The following is a 20,758-nucleotide window of genomic DNA, read 5'->3' as shown; positions in this document are numbered from 1 at the left end:
TTTTTGGCAAGTGACAAAGCGGTATTTTACCCAACCCTCGGCTTGCTCCGGTTATTCAAGTGATTTCTATAATGTCTGGTGTCATTGCCTTATCCTTTCAGCGCTTTCTCGACCTGGGTTCATCATAGGCTCAAGGAGATTGGCGCTAAATACACAAACCTCGCATGTCATTGCCTAATCCTCTCAAGTAAATCTTGCTAAGTGAGAATACTCTCTATAATGAGCGCATGAGCACGGCTGAATCAACCAGGAAGCCAGCATGGTGATAATACGGAAGCCCAATCAAGCCAAGAATGCGTGTCAAGAACTGGCAGCATTAGTAACTCGGCACACCAATGTTAAGGGGGATGGTATCCACAAAACCACGATTCCTCATTTGGAATTTATGCGGGAATCTGTTGTATCGACCGCGATGTGTGGTGTGGCTGAACCAGTTCTCGGTATCGTTGTTCAGGGCAGAAAAGAAGCATTGCTAGGTGAGGAAGCTTATCAGTATGGCGTAGCTCAATATCTAGTGGTCTCAGTGGATTTGCCGCTCAGTGGATTTGTGGTCGAAGCAACACCAGACAAGCCGTATTTGGGATTCAAGCTCAACTTAGACCCAGTCCAACTCTGCGATATTATTGCCCATACCCAACTTGGCCCAGATAGAAAAGAAAACTCAGTGAGAGGCTTGTTCGTTAGCGATGCTGATGCACCGTTGATTAATTGCGCTATCAGGCTGACACAGCTTTTAGATACGCCACAGGATATCCCATTCCTAGCACCGATGATGATTCGCGAGATCTACTACCGCCTTTTAACAGGTGAACAGGGTGAAGCCGTCCGCCAAATTGCTACCTCTGGCAGCAATATGCAGCGCGTGGCTGAGGTAATTAAACGAATCAAAGCTGATTTCACCCAGTCGCTGCGGGTTGAGGAGCTCGCCGCGCAAGCAAATATGTCTCCGGCATCATTCCACCGCCATTTCAAGCAAGTTACTTCCATGAGCCCGCTGCAATATCAAAAACAGTTGAGGCTATTGGAAGCACGCCGACTGATGCTTGCCGAGAATGCTGATGCAACCAACGCTGCCTATCAGGTTGGTTATGAAAGCCCTTCACAGTTCAGCCGTGAATATTCTCGCCTGTTTGGTGCGCCGCCGATTAAAGACATTGAACGTTTACGCATCACCTAAACATGGCGTTGCTGAAACAGTAATGAACGAAGTTAAGCTGGCAGCAGCACCATTCGATACCTCAAAGAGTGGAGCAGCGAGTGTTCTCTCCCTCCCCCCGAGTCATAGAGGTTTTGCTGAGGGTCTGGTCCTCTACCTCAATGAACCTGGGATAGACCTTCCAGCCATCTGTAACAAACTAAGAGAGCGATCGCTGCCTTGCCTACTCCCCCTTTCATCCATTTATAGAAAAGTTTGAACCAGACTCAATCTACCTGTACTACAACGAGCTGGACTAATTTTGGCCTAAAAAATGCAAAAACACCCATGCTACAAGCGCAATTCCGGGTGTTTTTAGAACATGAAAACAATAAAAACGGTTGAATAGCCCCGTGAGTGGATCTCGAATACTCTGGTTCTTCAACGTTGCCCGCAGCTTCAAATTGGCGAGAGCTCATCGAAAGATGCATATTCTTCCAGCCCAGAGGTCCGTCACTTTTGCGTCTGCTCCAGTACTGTCTAGAATTCCGAAGAGATTCCCTGCCGAGAACTCGCTGCCAAGTGATGTTTGTTTGACAACAGTGCTATAGGCTTCCTCCAGTTCCGCACGGGTAGAACCGATACCGATATTAGCCATTGTCGTATACGTCTTAGCTGCCTTTGAGCCTTGAGCATTCATATGCCAGCCAACGAAGCGTCCGTCTAAACTAGATAAAATAAGTCCATCTGCCCACGTCGTGGATTCAAGCTCACAATCGGCGCTTCTGCTTTGCTCGGCTGGTTCTCCACGCACCTTACTAACGGCTGCGACTACCTGCTCGCGCTCTGCACCAAATGGGAGTAATCGAGTCGAGCCAGTGTCCTGCTTAACAAGTTGCAAACCCTCTGCGCTCAGCGCCAAGCTAGTGGTACTTTGCTGAGTCGATGGACTGATGCTATCGGAGGTGGAGTCTACTGCCGTTGATGGGACGGAAGTGGTAGGGGAGGTGGAAAAAGTAGGATTGGAAGAGGTTGTCGATTCAGGAGGGGTCGTGGATTCAAGAGGAGCCCCCGTGTTGCAGCTAACGACGAAGAGCAAAAGGCACGGAATGAGCAGGCGTTGAACCATTGGAAAAGTCATTTGATTTACGGGTTGAGGATACTTTTATTTAGCGATCGCTGCCGTTACTGTATTGGTTTTTAACCTGCCATCCTTCATATACACAATGCGATCGGCAATATCCAGAATTTGATTGTCGTATATCACTAGCAAAACAGTGCAGCCTTGCTGGGGTAAAGGTAGCATAGACACTGTTGGCGAATTATTCATAGTTGAACTACCTATTCCGTCGTTGTTCGACTTACAAAACTCAATGAGTTTCAGCCAGGAAACGACGAAGATTCAATCTCTGTCAGCTCTCACATGCCCACTGTGTAAGGGGTTTCAGTATTAAAGTTGCGAGAATTTGAATAGTTTGTTTCGGATTTTTCCAAATTCTCAAATTCTCACTTATTAAATGATGCGATCACTGCATCCCACGTTTCATCTATCCGCTGCCTGTACTGGATCTTAGCGATTGCACAAATGTTTGATACCCGGTGATGGTTTATGGCTTTGTTGCAGTCTCCTAAGCCCTCATAGACAACTCCTAGGTTCGCTATAAAAGACAACAGGCGCTCCGCCCAGATGATCTTTGGTCTCGCGCTCGATGGCTAAGCTTTGTTCGTAATACTCAATGGCTTTGTTACAGTCTCCTAAATCCTCATAGACAACTCCTAGAGCCCCCAAAGCAGATCCCTCAGCTCGGCGGTCTTTGCGATCGCGAGCAAGCGCTAAGCTTTGTTGGTAATAGTCCATGGCTTTGCCGCCGTCTCCCATCTCCTGATAAGTATGACCTAGGCTCCGCAAGAGCTCTACCTCGAATTGGCGGTCTTTGATCTCGCGAGTGATCGCTAAGCTTTGTTCGTAATATTCAATGGGTTTGTTGTGGTCTCCCCGATAAATAGAGGTAGTAATTAAACCTGCATAATTGCTACCGAGTTGCCACAAGATCTCTACCTCGGATTGGCGGTCTTTGCGCTCGCGAGCGACGGCTAAGCTTTGTTCGTAATATTCAATGGCTACGTTGTAGTCTCCCGAATTACCATAGCCAACCATCCCTAACCGCATTAAAGCCTTTACCTCGCCTTGACGGTCTTTGGTCTCGCGAGCAATGGCTAAACTTCTTTGGTAATGGTCAATGCCTTGGTCGTAGATGTCTATATTGGTAGCTAAAATCATGTAGACATCGCCGAGCAGCCCCAAGACTCTTCCCTCACCTTGACGGTCTTGAAGTTGACGATAGAACCCTAACGCCTGTTGCCAAGATTGCAGAGCCGCTTCAAGTTGCTTCAGGCCCAATGAGTGTTGCTGCAGGCCCAATGAGTATTGCTTCAGACCCAAATTCAACAACCGCGCTGCTGCTGTTTTCGCCGCTTGGCTCGTCTGTGCCTGCCCTGGTAACTCAGATAGTGACTTGCTAGGACTCCAACTCACAGCCAGAGGTAAAATCAAGACTGCCATGACTAGACTCAACAACCCCTGACGAGAAGTCATATCAGTACCCCGATAAAAGCAAAAGTCATTAGCTCACAGACTAGCTCAGCTAGGCTTGTAGAGTCATCCTTTGGCAAAGTCTAACGGTGGTTATTTCCTCAGTGAGCTCAGACTTTAGTAATTCCAATACCCAGTAGCGCCAGCCGCGATCGCCCTTACTTCTGGAAGCGATCGCTCCTCACAATTGAATGAAATTTGACCAACTTTGATCGATACCAAAACTTGATGCAGTTTCAAGCGTTAAAGCAAGATCTACTCAATAATAATGAGTCGGTCTTACATAATTGGGTGGCTGCAATTTCCCAACCTTAACGATCGCAAAATTGTTGCAGTTGCAAAAGCTGGTTATCAGTATCTTGGCCCTGATCGAGAGTTGAAACTCGAAGGTAGAGAGCACAAGTGGTTTGCTTCATGCCGCCAGGGTATCAAAAAAGGACCATTTTTTGATAGGGCTTTAACTCCAAACTCTCGCCCTAATTTCAGGTCGTTTCAGCCTCGTCAATTTATATCCCTTTTTTGATAGTCCTTGATGGCTGAGTCCGTATTCAACGATCGCGATCGCTGTAGAGTTGTAATTGCTGCTGGAGATGGTAGCGAGCGTGAGCAAGCCTGGATTTAACAGTACCGAGGGAAACACCAGTCACTTGAGCGATCGCTTCGTAGGGTAGGTCTTCAATCTCCCGCCGCACGATCACTGTGCGAAAGAGGGGAGGGAGGTCTAAGATGGCTTGTCGCAGTTGCTGATAGACCTCTCCCGCCGCAAGTTCTCCTTCTGGTTCTGGAAAAAGGGAGGCAGATTCCCCAGCGATCTCCCGCTTATAGAACGGTTGAGGTGCATCGAGAGAGCGGACATGAGGAGCCCGTTTGCGGCGGCGCAGGGCATCGTAAAACAGATTTATTGTGATGCTTCTCAACCAATGGGGAAAGTTTTCAGACTCCCGCAAGCCTTTGATTTGGCAATAAACCCCTATCTACACTTCCTGAGCGAGGTCAGTCTGCTCTGACCCATGGGGAGTTAAATAATAGAGTAAGCGGTCCACAGAGGATTGGTAGCGTCGGACGAGTTCTGTAAAAGCGGATCTCTCTGGTCACCCTCCTTGTTGGCAGCGTCCCACTAGCCGTTCGCTCGGCAGTTGTTGAAGCAGCACCTGCACGCTCGCAGTGGTTGTGGCTAGGGTTGACTCCGACTCACCAGGGGCAGGACTCTTCATAGAGCGAGCTGGACAATGAAGGCAGATTCATAGGCCAGGTCTAGTCCACTACCGGTAATGTTTCGATTAGTACCTAAGATATTTGGCACTTTAGTGCTCGGATAGTAAGTCCCGAGCAATCAATTTGTTTTGAATTGCGATGATAGCAGCCTGAGTTCGATCGCGCACGTCCAGCTTCTGCAAAATTGCATGAACATGGACTCGCACTGTTCCAGGGGCGATGTACAGTATTTGGGCGATTTCCTGATTGGTTTTGCCATCGGTAATTAAAGCTAGGATTTCCTGTTCTCGTCGAGTCAGAACAGGTGGCATTTTTTCCGAGTCTCTAGTTGCAGTAGTACCGGAGTTATTTTCAAAGGCAGCCCGAATTTCAGTTGTAGCGGCAGAATCCCACCACGATGCTCCGACAGCGACCGATCGAATTGCGAGAATTAAGCTATGTGATGGTGCACCTTTAACACAGTAACCCTGTGCCCCAACTTCGATGATTCGGTTAATTAAAGCTTTTTGCGTGTGGGAAGTTAGTACAAGAATTGGCAAATTTAGAGCTAACTTTCTGATTTGCCGACAGGCTTCAATCCCACCCAGACCCGGTAGCCCAATATCAAGAACGACAATGTTGAGCACGTGACATTTAACTATCTCGATTGCTGTTTCCCCATCTTCCGCCTCTGCCACAATTTCTAGCCCTGACTCTTGCTCTAACCGCACCCGTAAGCCAAGACGAAAGAGTTCGTCATCCTCAACCAGAAGAATTTTGAGTGGTGGAAATGCCATCTTAAGCGGAGCGGGGAGGGGTATAGGGGAGGGTCGGGAGCCGAAAGGCAAAGGTTGCCCCAGTGAATTGCCGATTCTCTGCCCAAATTGTACCGCCGTGTGCCTCTACGATCTGGCGGGACAGGTAAAGCCCTAAGCCTGACCCTTTTGCCTGGCGATCGCTCTGTCCCTGATAAAATCGTTCAAATAGGTGGAGAAGCTCGTCTAGCTTAATGCCCGCTCCATTGTCAATTACTTTCACGGTTTGAGACGAAGAACCAGCTTCCAGGATGATTTCAACCCGTTCACCCCGAGGGGAGTGGTTAATGGCATTAGTGAGCAGATTTGCAATGACCCGTTGAAGTTGTAATGTATCGCCTTTAACCCAAAGAAACTGGCGAAAATCCGAGGCTCCATAGCGGAGAGAGATGTGAACCCGGCGACTAGCAGCCAGGTCAGTCATGGTTGCAGTAACTTCTTCTGCAATCGCCACCAGATCCACTGGGGCAAGATTAAGCTGTAACCCCTCCGTATCGTTTCGGTAGACATCCAGCAGGGTTTCAACCATTTGCAGCGTTGTTTTATGGCTACGTACCATTGTTGCAAAAACACGTTGCTGACTGGATTGAACCGCGCCAAAGGTGCCCTGCTGAAAGGCTTTTAACGTTTCGATCGCTCCTAACAAAGGAGTCTTTAAATCATGAGTTAGGGCGGAGGCAAAGTCTTCTCGCACACTTGCCAACTTCTCCTGTGCCTCTAATTTGGTTTGTTGCTGGAGTACGGTCTGCTGATATAAGCGATTGCGATCGCTCAATACACCCGTCACGATCAGTGCAAATGTTGCAATGATTCGACTGGCGATTGTGGGAGCTTCAACAGTTTCGAGTCCTGGTAACCAGATATTTATCAGAGTGAAAATACAGGCGACCAGAGTGAGCAGAAAGGCGACCTTCCGGCTCAAGTGAACGCTTGCCAGCAGAATTGGACCAATGTAGAGATAGCCAAATACGTAATCAGGGGGAGTTTCCAACTCCAGAAAGAAAAGCACTGCAAAAAGTCCTATCACTAACCAAAATGTTTTGAAATGCCGGTCCTTTAAATAAAAAGTACGTTGAGAGTACAACATTCGGCTACTGAAACAAGGAGAACAATGACTGAGCTAGCCCTATTCTTGAAAGTTTAGCTAACTTTAAGTAAATTTCCCTGGAAGTACAACTTAATTCGCGTTTAGATACAAACTTATATTTGCAGGTATAGAAATCATCTAAACACCTTCTAAATACTTCCTAAACATCACTTTCTAAGACTATATCAATAGTCCAAAAAGCATAATAAACGCTGCTCTATACCTTGTAATTCTTGAATTGAAGTTTCACTATCAATAGGGGATAGCCATTGCCAGGTCATAACGAATCAGCAATGGCTTGTGGCTCATATTCGAGTTCAACAGAATTATGTTGCAAGGATGGATTCAGATTGTATTAACGCTGGTGATTGTAGTGGCAATTACGCCATTTTTTGGTCGCTACATGGCACGTGTATTTATGAGGCAACGCACCTTTCTGGACCCAGTGCTCAGTTCTCTCGATCAAGTTATTTTCACGCTGAGTGGAGCGCGGACACGCGAGGAAATGACCGGATGGCAATATGCCAGGGCAGTGCTGTATAGCAACCTGGCGATGCTGGTGTTTATCTACCTGATTTTCATGCTTCAAGGCGTATTACCCTTTAATCCCACTGGTTTAAGCGCGCCTTCTTGGGATCTGGCTCTGCACACAGCGATTTCCTTTGTGACGAATACGAATCAGCAGCATTACTCCGGCGAAACAACCTACAGCTACTTCAGTCAGTTTGCGGCTCTGGGTTTCATGATGTTTACTTCGGCGGCAACGGGCATTGCAGTAGCGATCGCTTTCATCCGAGGGTTGACGGGCAGACCGTTGGGTAACTTCTATGTTGATATGATCCAGTCCATCACTCGGATTCTATTGCCCATCAGTATGGTCGGTGCAGTCCTCTTCATCGCGGCTGGAATACCAGAAACGTTAGCAGGTCCAGCCGTCGTGCCAACTTTAGAGAATCCGGCAATCAGTCAGGCGATCGCCCGTGGTCCCGTTGCTCACTTCGAGATTATTAAGGAGTTGGGCGAGAACGGCGGCGGATTCTTTAGCATCAACTCGGCACACCCCTTTGAGAACCCGAATGGATTCACGAATCTGGTTGAACTAGTTGCAATGCTCGTGATTCCGTCCTCAATGATCATTACCTATGGCATCTTCGCAAATAACTTGAAGCAAGCCTGGTTGGTGTATTGCATTCCGCTGGCGCTCCTAGTTGTCTTTATTGCGATCACGGCGATCGGAGAGTATCAGGGCAATCCTGCGGTGAATGCACTCCTAGGCAGTCAAGCCCCTAATTTAGAAGGGAAAGAAGTTCGATTTGGCTGGGCACAGTCTGCTCTGTTTGCCGTATTCACAACCGCCAGTATGTGTGGTGCGATCAACAGCATGCACGACTCATTAATGCCCAATGGCGGTTTTGTCACCCTGTCCAACATGTTTCTGCAAATTGTGTTTGGTGGACAGGGAACGGGAACGGCGTATCTCTTTGCCTACCTGATTCTGGCGGTATTTGTCACAGGCTTAATGGTCGGACGCACCCCTGAATTCTTGGGACGCAAGATTGAGAAACGGGAAGTTGTACTGGCAACTTTTCTCCTGTTGCTGATTCACCCAATCGCTGTTTTGATTCCATCTGCTATTACCTTGGCATCGTCTGGGCAACTGGCGGGCATTAGTAATCCCGGATTTCATGGATTGTCACAGGTGATTTACGAGTACGCTTCTGCTGCTGCCAACAACGGATCTGGCTTAGAAGGGTTAGGCGATGGGAGCCTTTGGTGGAATTTGAGCACTAGTTTTAGCCTGCTGGCAGGACGTTATATTCCCATCGTGTCATTGCTGCTGCTAGCAGATGGCATGGCTCGTAAGCAACCTGTGCCCGAAACGGCAGGAACACTACGCACCGATACGGGGTTATTTACCGGAGTCACAGCCGGTGTGGTTCTAATCTTGGGCGCACTCACGTTCTTGCCAGTGCTGGCATTAGGTCCCGTTGCAGAAGCATTTCAAATTGCGAGAGGGATTGGGTAATCGATCACTATGAAACTAGAGAAGTCACGTTCAATTCGCGTGCCCAGTGGTCGTCGGGGCGATCGCAACCATACTCCCAAAGCCGATCGCAAAGGACTTTACCAACGGGCAATTCGAGAATCATTTGTTAAACTCAATCCGCGTGTGGCGGTGCGAAACCCGGTCATGTTCGTGGTGTGGTTAGGGACGATCGTCACCTTGCTTGTTACTATCAATCCCAATCTGTTTGGCACAGTTCAGGGAGAAGTTGGACAGCAGCGGTTACTGAATGGCATCATCACGCTCATCCTGTTTTTTACGGTTCTGTTTGCCAACTTTGCTGAAGCGGTGGCAGAAGGACGAGGCAAGGCACAGGCAGACGCTCTGCGATCGACCCGCTCTGACACGACTGCCCGCAAAATGCTACCGGATGGTTCGATTCAAGAGATTAATTCAACCGAGTTGCGCCGAGGTGATCAAGTGAAAGTCATTGCTGGAGACATGGTTCCTGCCGATGGGGAAGTCCTTCAGGGACTAGGGTCTGTCGATGAATCTGCGATTACTGGAGAATCGGCTCCGGTTCTGAAGCAACCGGGAACAGACATTGCCAGTTCGGTCACAGGGGGAACTCGTCTCCTCTCAGATGAACTGGTAATTCGAATTACCTCTGATCCGGGTCAGGGTTTCATCGATCGCATGATCTCTCTAGTAGAAGGAGCCGAGCGCAGCAAAACTCCGAATGAAATTGCCCTGACGGTCTTGCTGGCAGTGCTAACTCAGGTGTTTCTGATTGTCGTCGCCACAACTCCTTCGATTTCTGGCTACATTGCGGGTTTCCTGGATAACGCTTTAGGCACAGAGGCAGGAAACAGTCTCCGTTCCGGAACCAGCATCGCTATCCTCATCTCGCTTCTGGTGGCACTGATTCCCACCACGATCGGTGGGTTGTTGAGTGCCATCGGCATTGCTGGCATGGATCGAGTTGCTCAGTTCAACGTCATTGCCACCTCCGGGCGCGCCGTAGAAGCTTGCGGTGATGTGAATACATTAGTTCTCGATAAAACGGGCACGATTACGCTGGGAAATCGCTTAGCCAACGAGTTTATTCCGGTCAATGGTCATGACCTTGAGGAAGTCTCGAACGTTTGTCTGCTCGCCAGTCTGTTCGATGAAACCCCAGAAGGACGATCGATTGTCCAACTCGCCCAAAAGCTGGGTGCCAGAGTTGATTTAGACGGTAAACCCGCAGAAGGAATTGAGTTCTCAGCCCGCACCCGTATGAGTGGAACTGACCTGAATAGCAAGGAATATCGCAAGGGAGCAGTGGATGCCATTAAAGGATTTGTGCGATCGCGTGGTGGTCAAGTGCCCTCAACATTGGATGAAGCCTACGAGCAAGTGTCGCGTTTAGGTGGCACGCCCCTCGCTGTTTGCCTGGACAATGACATCTATGGGGTGATTTACCTGAAAGATATTGTGAAATCCGGACTGCGAGAGCGGTTTGACCAATTACGGCGTATGGGTGTCAAAACCATCATGCTCACTGGGGACAATCGCATTACCGCTTCTGTGATCGCTCAAGAAGCTGGAGTCGATGATTTTATTGCGGAAGCGACCCCTGAAGACAAAATTGATGTGATTCGCAGTGAACAGGCTCAAGGCAAGCTCGTTGCCATGACTGGAGATGGCACGAATGATGCACCAGCTCTGGCGCAAGCCAACGTTGGTTTGGCGATGAATTCTGGAACACAGGCAGCCAAAGAAGCCGCTAACATGGTGGATTTAGACTCTGACCCAACCAAATTGATTGACTTGGTGACGATCGGCAAACAACTGCTGATTACCCGTGGTGCCCTGACAACATTCTCAGTTGCTAATGACATCGCTAAATACTTTGCCATCATCCCAACCATCTTTGCGGCGGCTGGAATTGGTGCACTCAACATCATGGGCTTAAAAAGCGCCCAGTCCGCGATCGTTTCTGCTCTAATTTACAACGCCCTGATTATCCCCGTCTTGATTCCCCTGGCTTTGCGGGGTGTGCAGTTCCGTCCGCTCACTGCCGATCAACTACTACAACGCAACATTTTGATTTACGGCTTAGGCGGTATTATTGCGCCGTTTATTGCGATTAAGGCGATCGACTTGATTCTGCCGCTGTCCTAACCCTTAAGCCAACCCCCTTATTGCTATGAAACTCAATTCTCTAAAATTATTACTCTCATCTCTTCAAACACCCACTCAAGCGCTTGAAGAGGTTGCAGAAGTTTGGTCAGAGTGGCGCAGGCAAAAGCTACCGCTGTACTTGTTTCTGGCTCTGTGCTTTAACCTAATTGTTGCACCCGTCGTTTACGCCGCTAGTAGTCATGAATTCTCCCGCTCTCAAGCCTGGGCATTAGGGCTATTAGGGCTGGGAACCCTTGCACTCTCGGTCTATTTGTTCTTTGTCATGTTTGTACCGGAGAAATTCTAATGAGTTTTGCACGCGAGGCAGGTAGAGCTATTCGATCCACTCTGGTACTTTGGGTCATCACTGCATTGATTTATCCACTAGTTATGGTTGCCGTTGGGCAAATCGCCTTTCCCTTCCAGGCAAACGGCAGTATTCTGACCAGTGCTCAAGGCCAACCTGTTGGGTCAGCCTTGATTGGACAGCCCTTTACGAGCGATCGCTACTTCAATAGTCGTCCTAGTACCACCAGCTACAGCACGGCTGATCCATCTAAAGATGAGTCTGGCATCCTCAAAACGGGTGTGTCGGGAGCAAGTAACCTCGCTCCTTCTAATTCTGATTTGCTTACACGAGTTCAAGAAACCAGCGCCCAATTAAATCAGGCAGGTATTCAAGCGACTGCTGATTTGCTTTACACCTCTGGTTCCAGCCTTGACCCTCATATCACACCCGAAGCTGCTAGAGCGCAAATTACGCGAGTTGCAACGGCACGGGGACTGCAACCCAGTCAACTCGAAGATTTGATCAATCAGAATACGGATGGTCGATTCTTAGGCATCTTTGGTGAACCGGGTGTCAATGTACTGAAGCTTAACCTCGCTCTAGACTCATTGGCTAGCTAGACCATCTATCTCACGAACCTTCAGCTTATGTGTACGGAAGGAATCATTGAACCGCCTTGCTTGGAGTATGTATCACTCGTCAAATCCTCCACCTGACAGCACCTACATTCGCCCTGCCCATCGAGGTAAGCATAAAATCTTCATCGGCATGGCACCAGGTGTCGGCAAAACGTACCGAATGCTGGAGGAAGGGCATCGTCTCCGGCAAGAGGGCATTGATGTCGTACTTGGCTTACTGGAAACTCACAATCGGCAAGAGACCGCACAACGAGCAGAAGGATTAGAAGTAGTACCCAGACAGCAAATTAACTGCTCTGACATCATTTTGTCTGAGATGGATACGGACGCAGTTCTCGCTCGCCAGCCACAACTGGTTCTCATTGACGAACTCGCTCATACCAATGTCCCTGGTTCTCAGCGAGAAAAACGGTATCAGGATGTGGAAGTCGTTTTGGCAGCAGGGATTGACGTGTATTCAACAGTCAATATTCAGCACCTAGAGAGCCTTAACGACCTCGTTGCTCGAATTACAGGGGTTGTAGTACGAGAGCGAGTTCCCGATCGCCTGCTGGAAGAAGCCGATCAAGTAGTCGTCATTGATGTCACACCTGAAACGCTTGAAGAACGCCTGAAGGACGGTAAAATCTATGCTTTAGAGAAGGTTGACCAATCTCTACAAAACTTCTTCCAGCGTCGCAACCTGATAGCCTTAAGGGAATTGGCATTAAGAGAAGTTGCTGACAACATTGAGGAAGATGCACTTGAGCAGGCATCAAATGGAACAAAAGCGGATGCTCCGTTTTGCAGCATTCATGAACGAGTGTTAGTTTGCGTCTCAACCTATCCCAATGCAATCCAACTGATTCGACGAGGTGCCCGAATCGCTGGATATATGCACGCTCCCTTTTACTGCTTGTTTGTCGATGACCCTGACCGTTTCCTAACTAAAGCAGAGAGTTTGCATATTGAAACTTGTGAAAGGCTCTGTAAGGAATTTGGCGGAGAATTTATTCGAGTGACAAACTACGACAAAGTAAAGGCGATCGCACAGATTGCTAAAAGCTATTACATTACTCAGATTGTTATTGGTGAAAGCCAAAGATCCTTATGGCGACTGATGTTGCGTGGGTCGCTGACTCATCAACTGCTGAAGTCCCTCAAAAATATTGATATCCATATCATTGCCACAGAGAAGCGAACTTAGGAGCCGAAATATTTATAGCTCTCGACAACTAAAGTAGTTGTCCTGAATTTGCAGAGTATGTTGATAAACATTGTTGAGTTGAGGCATTTTCGGTAACAAGTTGTACAAATCTAAGTAACCGTTGCCTGATTGCTGTGACCTTAGTTTCAATGGTTGAGAGGCAATCGCCAAGAGCCGTGATCTCCTCACCCAGGTGCTGTCCGATGGCTTGCTAGATTAACTCCGTTTGTCTCAGCCTTGTGGTTTTCGACAAAGCCTTAAGTTTGCTCACCCATAACTCAGGCACTCTCGCCCAATCATCTGCTTCGGTATTTCTGGCTATCCTAAAAGCGCGGCTGGCGTAGATACCTCAAGCTTAGCCAAATATTTCTGGGTCAAGGTGTAAACGACGCTAACAGTGCTCAACGAGAGAATAAGGGTTCCAGTCATTTTGGGAAGAGAGCGATCGATAAGCTGGGATTAACTGCCCCTTCCCGAATGGATGTAACAACAGTGAATCAATGGTTTAACTGGTCTACCTAAAGAAAGTATAAAAAAATTTCTTCAGGTAACTGTTGAGGCTGCTTCATGAAGGTAGATTATGATTTCTCCTTCATGTCATTACAATGCTCAACGTTTGGGATATAACCACCACGCCAATAGCTTTGTCAGCCTTGGCATTACAACATAGGTCATCAACGTGGTTGTTAGAAAAACGAGAATCAGTAGGCGTAGTACGGACGGTAGCTGTGCCAGCCAATTTAGGGGAAGAACAGTCAAAATCTGATTAATGCCAAAAATGGCAATTCCAGAAACCAGCACCATTTTGTAACGGGGTGGGGGCAAAATTCCCGGTTTTGCAGGCAGAGTGAACCAAGTTTCTAACCCAGTAATAACTGAGAATGTGCCAGCATCCACTGTGAGGTTGCGAGCTTGACTCAGGAACCGCTGGCGGACAGACGAACGTTCCCACCGCTTCAAATTTTCTAACCGGTCAAACTTGAAGACAATCCGGTATTCGTGATCGTCTTGATGACTTGGGCGAAACACAGATGAGCCTAAATACCCTTCAAAGGTGCTGGCTGTGCTGATAATCTGCTCCAATAGCGCTTCAAATTTCCGCTCCTTACCCCTCGTGACCTGCTGTACGACATCCACTGTCACAGGAGGATCTGTCTGCATTCCTTCAGCCCCTACTCAACAAGGGTGCACCACTCACACCAACGGCTAGACGGACCACTTGTGCAGGTTCCACGCCAGTTGCAGGGGGTAAGAACATCCCGCCGTTGTTGACAACATACAAATCAGTGCCGTGAAAGGCGACAGCCGTGCAACCTGTTACCCCCTCTTCATCCTGGGCAATGATCGTTGTGCGGCGATCGCGGTCAATGCGAATCACACTGTTGTACACATGGGTAGCTTCATAGAAATTGCCGTGAACATCAAAAGCAAAGTCATCAATGTTCGTCCCCTCGATGAAAATCTCCGGCTCCTGTGAGTTTAGGCTCTCATCCAACGGAATCTGTAATAGCAACATCCGTTGTGTATTAGACGCATAGAGACTATTGCCAAATCGCTTTAAGCCGTTGACGGCTGGAAACATGCTGTTCTCATCACTACGAGCAAGGAGGGAATGCTCCAACCAAAGCTCGACGGTTTTAGTGGTGACATCAAACGACCAAATTGCACCCCGATAGGCATCGGCCATGAGGTAATAGCGAGAAGACAAGGGTGTGATGCCAGTGAGGAACTGCGCTTCTGGCAAAATTTGGAGGAATTGCACCTCACCATCCGAGAGTACGGCAACAAAGGGGATGCCTTCTGCATTCCAACCATTGACGAGGAACTGATTTGACTCAATCCAGGCAATGCCAGTGACCTTTCCACTTAGCTGAGCGTACGTCGTCAGGTTACCGTCTGGATCTAGCTGGACGACTTCTCCAACTTCGTGGTTGGTGAGATAGATATCACCGGATGGGAGAATCGCCAAATTTTCCAGAAATGTATTTACCGGGAACGTCGAAACAGACTGGGCAGGCAGCAAAGCAACAGACATGTCGGCATAGATAGCAGGTAGTTGCACTGTTTTTACCTCAAAATCAATTGTTGGGTGATTGATAGGGTTGATTTATACAGTCAGTCCTGAAAATCCTCACTTCTGCATCTAGAAAAGCCTGTTTAGAAATCAAGATAGTGGCAGGATCGGAATAAATCAAATTGATTATAGAAATTCCTAATATCAATGAAATCAATTGATCTGGGCGCAGTTGAGCTCAATCTCCTCGTTGCCTTCGAGGCCTTGTATATTCACCAAAGTGTTACTCTTACTGCTCAGCGTATCCACATTGAACAACCTGCGATGAGTGCAGCACTGGGGCGATTGCGATCGCTCTTTGATGATGGATGAATTATTTGTGCGGGTGTGGCGAGAAATAAAACCGACAGCCAGGGCAGTGGCGATCGCTTTCCAAGAAGGACTAGCGGGCGCATTTGAACAGAAAGTTACGGTTTTGAATGAGGAATTGAGCTCATATAAGAGCAAAAAAGTGCAAGATGGGACGGAAAACCTAAGCTGAATTGGGTTTTAGAGCATCTATCGCAGCAAGGTTCCGAATCAGAATGATTGCTCGGCACGCAACTACTCGATCTCCGCAAGCCTATTAATAGAGGCGATGACTTACTCGACTGACGAGCAGATTTAGTAAGCATTTATACTCCCTCAAGGTGGATAGCTCATTTTTACATGAGTCGTTGCCAGCCTCCAGTTTCACCCTTTCAAACCGAAAGTAACTCGTCCTCACAGTGGGCTCCGCGGGTCAGGGGAGTAAAGTCTGATGGAAACCGGGTGGCTTCGTCGTAGATTGCTTGCTGAAAATCTGCTTCTGCTAACTCAGCGCCCTGCAAATTAGCTCCCTTTAAGATGGCAGCTCGCAGACTGGCCCGGATCAAACTGGCCGCTCGTAATTGCGCTTCGTTGAGGTTGGCGGTACTCAGGTTGGCTCCGCGCAAATTAGCCCCACTGAGCTTGGCCTCGCTTAAGTTAACTCCGTTGAGGTCTGTGCCACTCAAATCCACGCCGTTCAAGTAAGCTTGGCTCAGCTTGATGCCATTTAAGCTGGCCCCGCTTAAGTTGGCCCCGCTCAATCTGGCACCACTCAAGTTCGCCCACTTGAGGTTCGCTCCACTCAGGTTAGCTGAGCGCAAGTTAATGCCGCGTAGGTCAGCACTACACAAGTTCACCCCTTGCAAGTTGGCAGCGCTTAAGTTGACCCCAGCCAAATTTGTGCCGCTCAACTTGGCATGACTCAAATTAGCTTTGGCGAGAAAGGCTCCTTTGAGATTTACTTTGGTTAAATCTGCCTCAGCCAAATTGGTAGAGCCCAGTTTGGTAAAACTCAGGTTGGCTCCATACAAAAAAGCTTGACCTAGGTTAGCAGCGGTAAGTAAGGCCCAACTGAGATTGACACTCGGAAGATAGGCCGAGCATAGATTGATGGCCACTAAGTTAGCAGCGGAGAGGTTAATTCCAGCTAGACTAGCGCCGGCAAGATTGATCCGACTCAGGTTAGCGGCTTGAAAGTCCCGCTCGCCTTCTAAGTACCGATGCAGGAGCTCATAGTCGTACATCTGCTGTACCTCCTAGGATTTGCATAACCTTCATTCAGTCTTAAGAATTCCCACTCTTATTAAAGGCGCATAGCTTGGATAAAAATCTACACCTACTTTTCTTGATACAGTGCTTGATCCGTGGTGGTAATTAACATCTTTGGAGAGGTTGCATAGGTAGGAGTGGTACTGGCCCCCCCTACACTCAAAGTCACGTATTGGTTAACCAGGGAGTTGCCATGGGGAATCTGTAATGCTTGAACCGCTGCTCGAATTTTTTCTGCCCCTTGGACAGCTCCTTCAGGCGAGGTATTGGGCAAAATGATGGCAAATTCCTCGCCACCATAGCGGGTTACTAAATCGCTGGAGCGGTCACTGGCAGTTTGTCGCTTTTACCGAGGGCAGTGCTCAAAATACAGCGATCGCCCCACTTGATTTTCAGGTTTGCGAGGGGACGCTATGAGCTTTTGAGAAGCATTGTCGAAAATAAGTAATGGCGTATTTTTTGTAATATGTCTCAAACTATTGTTAGCTCAAGCGATCGCAAGTACAACAATGCCGAATTTGGTCATTTTCGGCATTGTTGCTAGCTATTAACGGCAAAAGTAAGCGGCGACAAGCAACACCGAAACGAAGCGTAGAATTTCTTGCTCGTCCGCTTGACTGCCGTGTTATCTTGATTTCGCCTCGGATCGCCCTTAGCCACTGCTCCTCAATTGATCTAGCGTGGAAGGGGTGATTCAGGTGTAAGGCATGTTTAACGAGTGAGAGGTTCAGCTTGCAAGTCTTTAGCTTTCGCTTGCTGTTTTTCGAGTTGGCGTTGCTGCCGCTCACGATCTGCGATGGTTTCTGGAACTAGCTTTTCTAGTGCCCGTGCAATGATTGGTAAAAAACCGATGACGACAACAACGCCAATGCCATTAAATAGCATTTGAGCATTCGCAACTTGCCGTCCAACATCATCACCAGAAATTGCTTGAGTTAGTTGAGCCAACTGTGGAGCTAAAAAGATTCCTAGAACGGCACTACTAAGGTTAAAGAAGAGGTGGAATAAACCCGTTCGCAACGCAGCGCTACCCCGTCCGATCGTAGCAACCAGAGTATCAGCACAGGTTCCAACTTCTGCCCCCAGCATAATTGCAATGCCAGCGGGCAAAGCAATCAAACCGGAGCCTGCTAGCGTCACTACGATTGCTACGGTGGCTGAAGAAGATTGAATAATCACCGTAAAAATAGCTCCTAGCAAAGCTCCTAAAACAGGATTACGACCCAGACTCTCCATCAAGTTTAAGAACGGTTCGTAATCTCGAAACGGCTCCATTGCTGAGTCAATCGCTTCAAGTCCATAAAACATCAATCCAAACCCAAGCAAAACGATGCCAAGAGATTTAATACGAGCCGTTTTGCCTAAGAAGAATACCAATAGTCCGCTAAACATCAAAATAGGAACATACAGTTCGATATTGAGAGAAATAATTTGTGCTCCGACCGCTGTACCAATATTGGAACCCAACACAACCCCAAGGGATTGTACAAAAGTAAGAATGTTGGCGCTTACCATCGCAATCACCAGAATGATCGTGACGGATGATGATTCCAAGAATGTTGTGGCGACAATTCCGGTTGCAACCCCTGCAAAGCGGTTTGTAGTGAATTTGCTGAGGAGGCGTTTCATCCGTTCTTCCCCCACGTCTTCTAGTCCCTCAGCTAGGCGCGTAACGCCATAAATGAACAACACTAGACCCGCGATCGCGCCCATTGCCATCTTGAAGAAATCGATCGCTTCTTCCTCACCTTCCCCTTGTTCCTCCGGGCTTAAAGGAAGCTTAGGTTGTTGAGAATCGCTAAACTCAGGCTCCTTGCTTTCAGGTTGATTTGTCTGAGCATTGACGCTAGATGTGATAGCAGGTGAGCCTAAAAATGAAACTTGAGTAGGAAACGCAGGTGGAAAGATAAGTAATGTTGTAACTAAAAGTACAAGACTTAAATAGCTGAACAGTTTTCGATTCAATTTCTTTAAGATCAACATGTTTGTCTCTCAATTAATCTTGTAAACGTGCGCGCGAAACTGCTTCCAGTAGTGCGATGCAAGCACACTTAGGATAGGTTGATAGTCTTGTTCTGCTCTCTTCTAAAAGACGTAAATCAATTATTTTTATAAGAAAAATTACATTTTTACCTTATATTTAAGAGACTTAACTTTTTCTAAAACTAAACTTAATTAATAATTAACTAATAATTCATTTACTTAGAAGTAAAAGAAAAATTAAATTAGCTCTTAATCCTTCTTTTGTTACTTTGATAAGAGTAAAGTAATCAGCTGCAATCAAGCTACTTTTAGTGCTACTACGTTTGGTCCTTTCAACCCTGGCCTTGGCAACAGGCGAAAGGTATCCATCCAATTCATTAACTGCTCCAACCCATAGATCAGTTCAGGGATAGGAAAAACTTGTAACTAAGGCTCTAACCACCCCCAGCAGCAATATGGTTGCACTAGGAGTCGCAGATTGTTCAAAGCACTCTTCCAGGTCATTCCCAACTCCCAAAAGGGATGCTGGTTAAACGGCAACAGAGGAGATGAAGAAACGGTGGCATTCTCACCTTTGAGTTGTGGGGAATGCTGAAAGGCATCAGCATGCAGACTAACCAGCAGGTAAGCGCTAAAAACGAGCTCCCACCAGCGTTCGATACTGCTGTACTCTGTCAAACGATAATCATGCCATCCCAGTTCATTCTTGACCTGCTTAAATCCATACTCAATCCATGTTCTCAGCGTATATTGGCGACCTACACTCAGAAGGACATCCCCGGCTAAGTTAGCCCTGATAAACCAACTGTCTGGGTTGTCAGTGCTGCCTTTCGTGATTTGGTAGTAGCGGATAGGTCGTCGCTGGCCAAAGATGATTTCGCGGATATAACGACGTTGCGTGGGATGTTCGGCTAGAGGCTGGTCATAGGCGTGCCAACGGTTATAGCGTACCCGTTGTCCCTTCGGCATCAGCACCCCATGATTGGAGCGAATCGCCACAATGTAAGGAAGCTGGAACTGACGCAAGATGCCGATGACATCTCCACTCTCGCCATACAGGCTGTCGGCTAACTACTTACCAAGGTTTAGGTTGTTTCAAAGGTAGATTCCTACGAGAGAATCAAGGTTTTAGAACATAGCTTTTGAGCGATATAGTTCAAACTCAGTCCAATCAGAATTGGTAACACTGTTTTACACGTATCTCGCTCGACCCCAATTAGGACTCAAAAGCAGTTGGACCTGTCACAATCAAAATAGTGTCAAGTGTTTTTTGAGTCTCCTTTTTTGCCCATATTAAGCAATATTCCAGCCTGAAGCACTGAAAGTACTAAAGTTGCTATCAGCAAACTGATAGAGATTGGAAGGGTAAAAGTCTGATCCCCACGCCACAAATGGTACGAGTGAAAAAAAGCTGCAAATAACCCTCCTACCACTAGGGCGTGTTTTAAAACCCTTTGGCAGAATAGAAATAGTGCAGGAATACTGATTAGCCTCCATGATTCTTCCACCACAAAAGAAGAACCGACGGGGTGAATTAAACGATCGGCAGTGGAAGCGCATTTGGCCCCTGCTTCCACCACAAAAGCCTCATACAGGTTGCCCCGCTAAAGACCATCGAACCGTCATCAACGGCATCTTGTGGATTCTCAGAACTGGTGCTCCTTGGTGAGACTTACCCAGTCGCTATGGTCACTGGTCAACAGTTTCAGGTCGATTCTACCACTGGCGTCACATCGGCTTGTGGCAGCAACTGCTCGAAGCCCTGCAGATCGAGGCCGATGCCGAGGGCAAAATTAACTGGGACATCCACTTTGTCGATGGGAGTGTTGTCCGTGCGCATCAACATGCAGCAGGAGCAAAAAGGGGGAACTAGCCCCAAGCAGCCTCTTATCCACCACTGAGCAAAGCCAACAGCAAGAAGCGCTGGGTCGTTCGAAAGGTGGGTTCAGCAGCAAAATTCATTTGCGTTGTGAGGGAAATGGTCTGCCTATCACATTTGTGGTGACCGTAGGGGAGTGCCATGAAGCTGTGGTGTT

Annotated in this window: 21 protein-coding genes and 4 pseudogenes; 8 read left to right on the top strand and 17 right to left on the bottom strand. The window is 47.8% G+C overall.

The window, feature by feature from the left end; translation table 11 throughout:
• The first annotated feature begins 259 nt into the window (after positions 1-259).
• The gene (locus H6F72_RS23180; protein ID WP_190441450.1) at positions 260-1,177 is read left to right on the top strand and encodes an AraC family transcriptional regulator; all 918 of its coding nucleotides are present in this window, start codon (positions 260-262) and stop codon (positions 1,175-1,177) included.
• Positions 1,178-1,253: 76 nt separating this feature from the next.
• Here H6F72_RS23180 and H6F72_RS23175 read toward each other — a convergent pair.
• The 10 genes and pseudogenes from H6F72_RS23175 to H6F72_RS23145 all read right to left on the bottom strand — a co-directional run.
• Positions 1,254-1,355: pseudogene (locus H6F72_RS23175) on the bottom strand (IS1 family transposase); the annotation flags it as partial.
• 255 nt (positions 1,356-1,610) lie between these two features.
• Complete coding sequence (locus H6F72_RS23170; RefSeq protein ID WP_190441447.1) at positions 1,611-2,276, bottom strand: hypothetical protein; 666 nt, start codon at positions 2,274-2,276, stop codon at positions 1,611-1,613.
• A 24-nt stretch (positions 2,277-2,300) separates the two neighbouring features.
• Positions 2,301-2,426: pseudogene (locus H6F72_RS23165) on the bottom strand (ABC transporter ATP-binding protein); the annotation flags it as partial.
• A 345-nt stretch (positions 2,427-2,771) separates the two neighbouring features.
• Entirely contained in the window at positions 2,772-3,731 is a 960-nt protein-coding gene (locus H6F72_RS23160) for a tetratricopeptide repeat protein (protein ID WP_190441445.1), read from the bottom strand.
• A 114-nt stretch (positions 3,732-3,845) separates the two neighbouring features.
• Entirely contained in the window at positions 3,846-3,968 is a 123-nt protein-coding gene (locus tag H6F72_RS30850; protein ID WP_255527366.1) for a hypothetical protein, read from the bottom strand.
• 71 nt (positions 3,969-4,039) lie between these two features.
• Positions 4,040-4,144 carry a recombinase family protein gene (locus H6F72_RS31215; RefSeq protein ID WP_370527555.1) on the bottom strand — a complete coding sequence of 35 codons (105 nt, stop codon included), beginning with the start codon at positions 4,142-4,144 and terminating at the stop codon, positions 4,040-4,042.
• A 132-nt stretch (positions 4,145-4,276) separates the two neighbouring features.
• On the bottom strand, positions 4,277-4,702 hold the full coding sequence (locus tag H6F72_RS30400; RefSeq protein WP_370527557.1) for a sigma-70 family RNA polymerase sigma factor: 426 nt from the start codon (positions 4,700-4,702) through the stop codon (positions 4,277-4,279).
• Between the two features lie 117 nt (positions 4,703-4,819).
• Entirely contained in the window at positions 4,820-4,942 is a 123-nt protein-coding gene (locus tag H6F72_RS30845; protein ID WP_255527365.1) for a hypothetical protein, read from the bottom strand.
• A gap of 90 nt (positions 4,943-5,032) precedes the next feature.
• On the bottom strand, positions 5,033-5,719 hold the full coding sequence (locus H6F72_RS23150; protein WP_190441441.1) for a response regulator transcription factor: 687 nt from the start codon (positions 5,717-5,719) through the stop codon (positions 5,033-5,035).
• 1 nt (position 5,720) lies between these two features.
• Positions 5,721-6,746, bottom strand: coding sequence for a sensor histidine kinase (locus H6F72_RS23145; protein WP_370527554.1), 1,026 nt, complete (start codon positions 6,744-6,746; stop codon positions 5,721-5,723).
• A gap of 406 nt (positions 6,747-7,152) precedes the next feature.
• Between H6F72_RS23145 and kdpA the strand changes: the two genes are divergently transcribed.
• The 5 genes from kdpA to H6F72_RS23120 all read left to right on the top strand — a co-directional run bounded on the left by kdpA (position 7,153) and on the right by H6F72_RS23120 (position 13,108).
• Entirely contained in the window at positions 7,153-8,850 is a 1,698-nt protein-coding gene (kdpA, locus tag H6F72_RS23140) for a potassium-transporting ATPase subunit KdpA (protein WP_190441436.1), read from the top strand.
• A 9-nt stretch (positions 8,851-8,859) separates the two neighbouring features.
• Entirely contained in the window at positions 8,860-10,995 is a 2,136-nt protein-coding gene (gene kdpB / locus H6F72_RS23135; protein ID WP_190441433.1) for a potassium-transporting ATPase subunit KdpB, read from the top strand.
• Positions 10,996-11,020: 25 nt separating this feature from the next.
• Complete coding sequence (locus H6F72_RS23130) at positions 11,021-11,302, top strand: potassium-transporting ATPase subunit F (RefSeq protein ID WP_190441431.1); 282 nt, start codon at positions 11,021-11,023, stop codon at positions 11,300-11,302.
• Positions 11,302-11,904, top strand: coding sequence for a K(+)-transporting ATPase subunit C (kdpC, locus tag H6F72_RS23125; protein WP_190441428.1), 603 nt, complete (start codon positions 11,302-11,304; stop codon positions 11,902-11,904). The genes H6F72_RS23130 and kdpC overlap by 1 nt, the downstream gene beginning before the upstream one ends.
• Positions 11,905-11,971: 67 nt before the next feature.
• Positions 11,972-13,108, top strand: a complete 1,137-nt coding sequence (locus H6F72_RS23120; RefSeq protein WP_190441425.1) for a sensor protein KdpD — start codon at positions 11,972-11,974, stop codon at positions 13,106-13,108.
• 609 nt (positions 13,109-13,717) lie between these two features.
• Here the strand turns inward: H6F72_RS23120 and H6F72_RS23115 are convergent.
• Together H6F72_RS23115 and H6F72_RS23110 are read right to left on the bottom strand one after the other, a co-directional pair.
• Positions 13,718-14,269 (bottom strand): antibiotic biosynthesis monooxygenase, encoded by a 552-nt coding sequence (locus H6F72_RS23115; RefSeq protein WP_190441422.1) that lies wholly within the window; start codon positions 14,267-14,269, stop codon positions 13,718-13,720.
• A 4-nt stretch (positions 14,270-14,273) separates the two neighbouring features.
• The gene (locus H6F72_RS23110; protein WP_242017087.1) at positions 14,274-15,170 is read right to left on the bottom strand and encodes an SMP-30/gluconolactonase/LRE family protein; all 897 of its coding nucleotides are present in this window, start codon (positions 15,168-15,170) and stop codon (positions 14,274-14,276) included.
• Positions 15,171-15,329: 159 nt separating this feature from the next.
• Here H6F72_RS23110 and H6F72_RS30395 point away from each other — a divergent pair, with 159 nt between their 5' ends.
• Entirely contained in the window at positions 15,330-15,494 is a 165-nt protein-coding gene (locus H6F72_RS30395) for a LysR family transcriptional regulator (protein WP_242017086.1), read from the top strand.
• Positions 15,495-15,862: 368 nt separating this feature from the next.
• On the opposite strand, the gene H6F72_RS23100 is transcribed toward H6F72_RS30395, so the two are convergent.
• The 5 genes and pseudogenes from H6F72_RS23100 to H6F72_RS31210 all read right to left on the bottom strand — a co-directional run bounded on the left by H6F72_RS23100 (position 15,863) and on the right by H6F72_RS31210 (position 20,230).
• Positions 15,863-16,714 carry a pentapeptide repeat-containing protein gene (locus H6F72_RS23100; RefSeq protein WP_190441419.1) on the bottom strand — a complete coding sequence of 284 codons (852 nt, stop codon included), beginning with the start codon at positions 16,712-16,714 and terminating at the stop codon, positions 15,863-15,865.
• A 92-nt stretch (positions 16,715-16,806) separates the two neighbouring features.
• Positions 16,807-17,058, bottom strand: a pseudogene (locus tag H6F72_RS23095) (diguanylate cyclase domain-containing protein); the annotation flags it as partial.
• 392 nt (positions 17,059-17,450) lie between these two features.
• A complete protein-coding gene (locus H6F72_RS23090; RefSeq protein WP_190441415.1) occupies positions 17,451-18,722 on the bottom strand; it encodes a Na/Pi cotransporter family protein in 1,272 nt (423 codons plus the stop codon).
• Between the two features lie 426 nt (positions 18,723-19,148).
• The gene (locus tag H6F72_RS23085) at positions 19,149-19,781 is read right to left on the bottom strand and encodes a hypothetical protein (protein WP_304940956.1); all 633 of its coding nucleotides are present in this window, start codon (positions 19,779-19,781) and stop codon (positions 19,149-19,151) included.
• Positions 19,782-19,981: 200 nt separating this feature from the next.
• Entirely contained in the window at positions 19,982-20,230 is a 249-nt protein-coding gene (locus H6F72_RS31210) for a DUF6713 family protein (protein WP_370527556.1), read from the bottom strand.
• Here H6F72_RS31210 and H6F72_RS30390 point away from each other — a divergent pair.
• A pseudogene (locus tag H6F72_RS30390) lies at positions 20,218-20,758 on the top strand (IS5 family transposase); the annotation flags it as partial. The gene H6F72_RS31210 and the pseudogene H6F72_RS30390 overlap by 13 nt on opposite strands.

The organism is Trichocoleus sp. FACHB-46, assembly GCF_014695385.1.
GTDB lineage: Bacteria > Cyanobacteriota > Cyanobacteriia > FACHB-46 > FACHB-46 > Trichocoleus.
The sequence above is the reverse complement of the archived record's forward strand: the minus strand, read 5'-3'. Positions and strand labels throughout refer to the sequence as shown.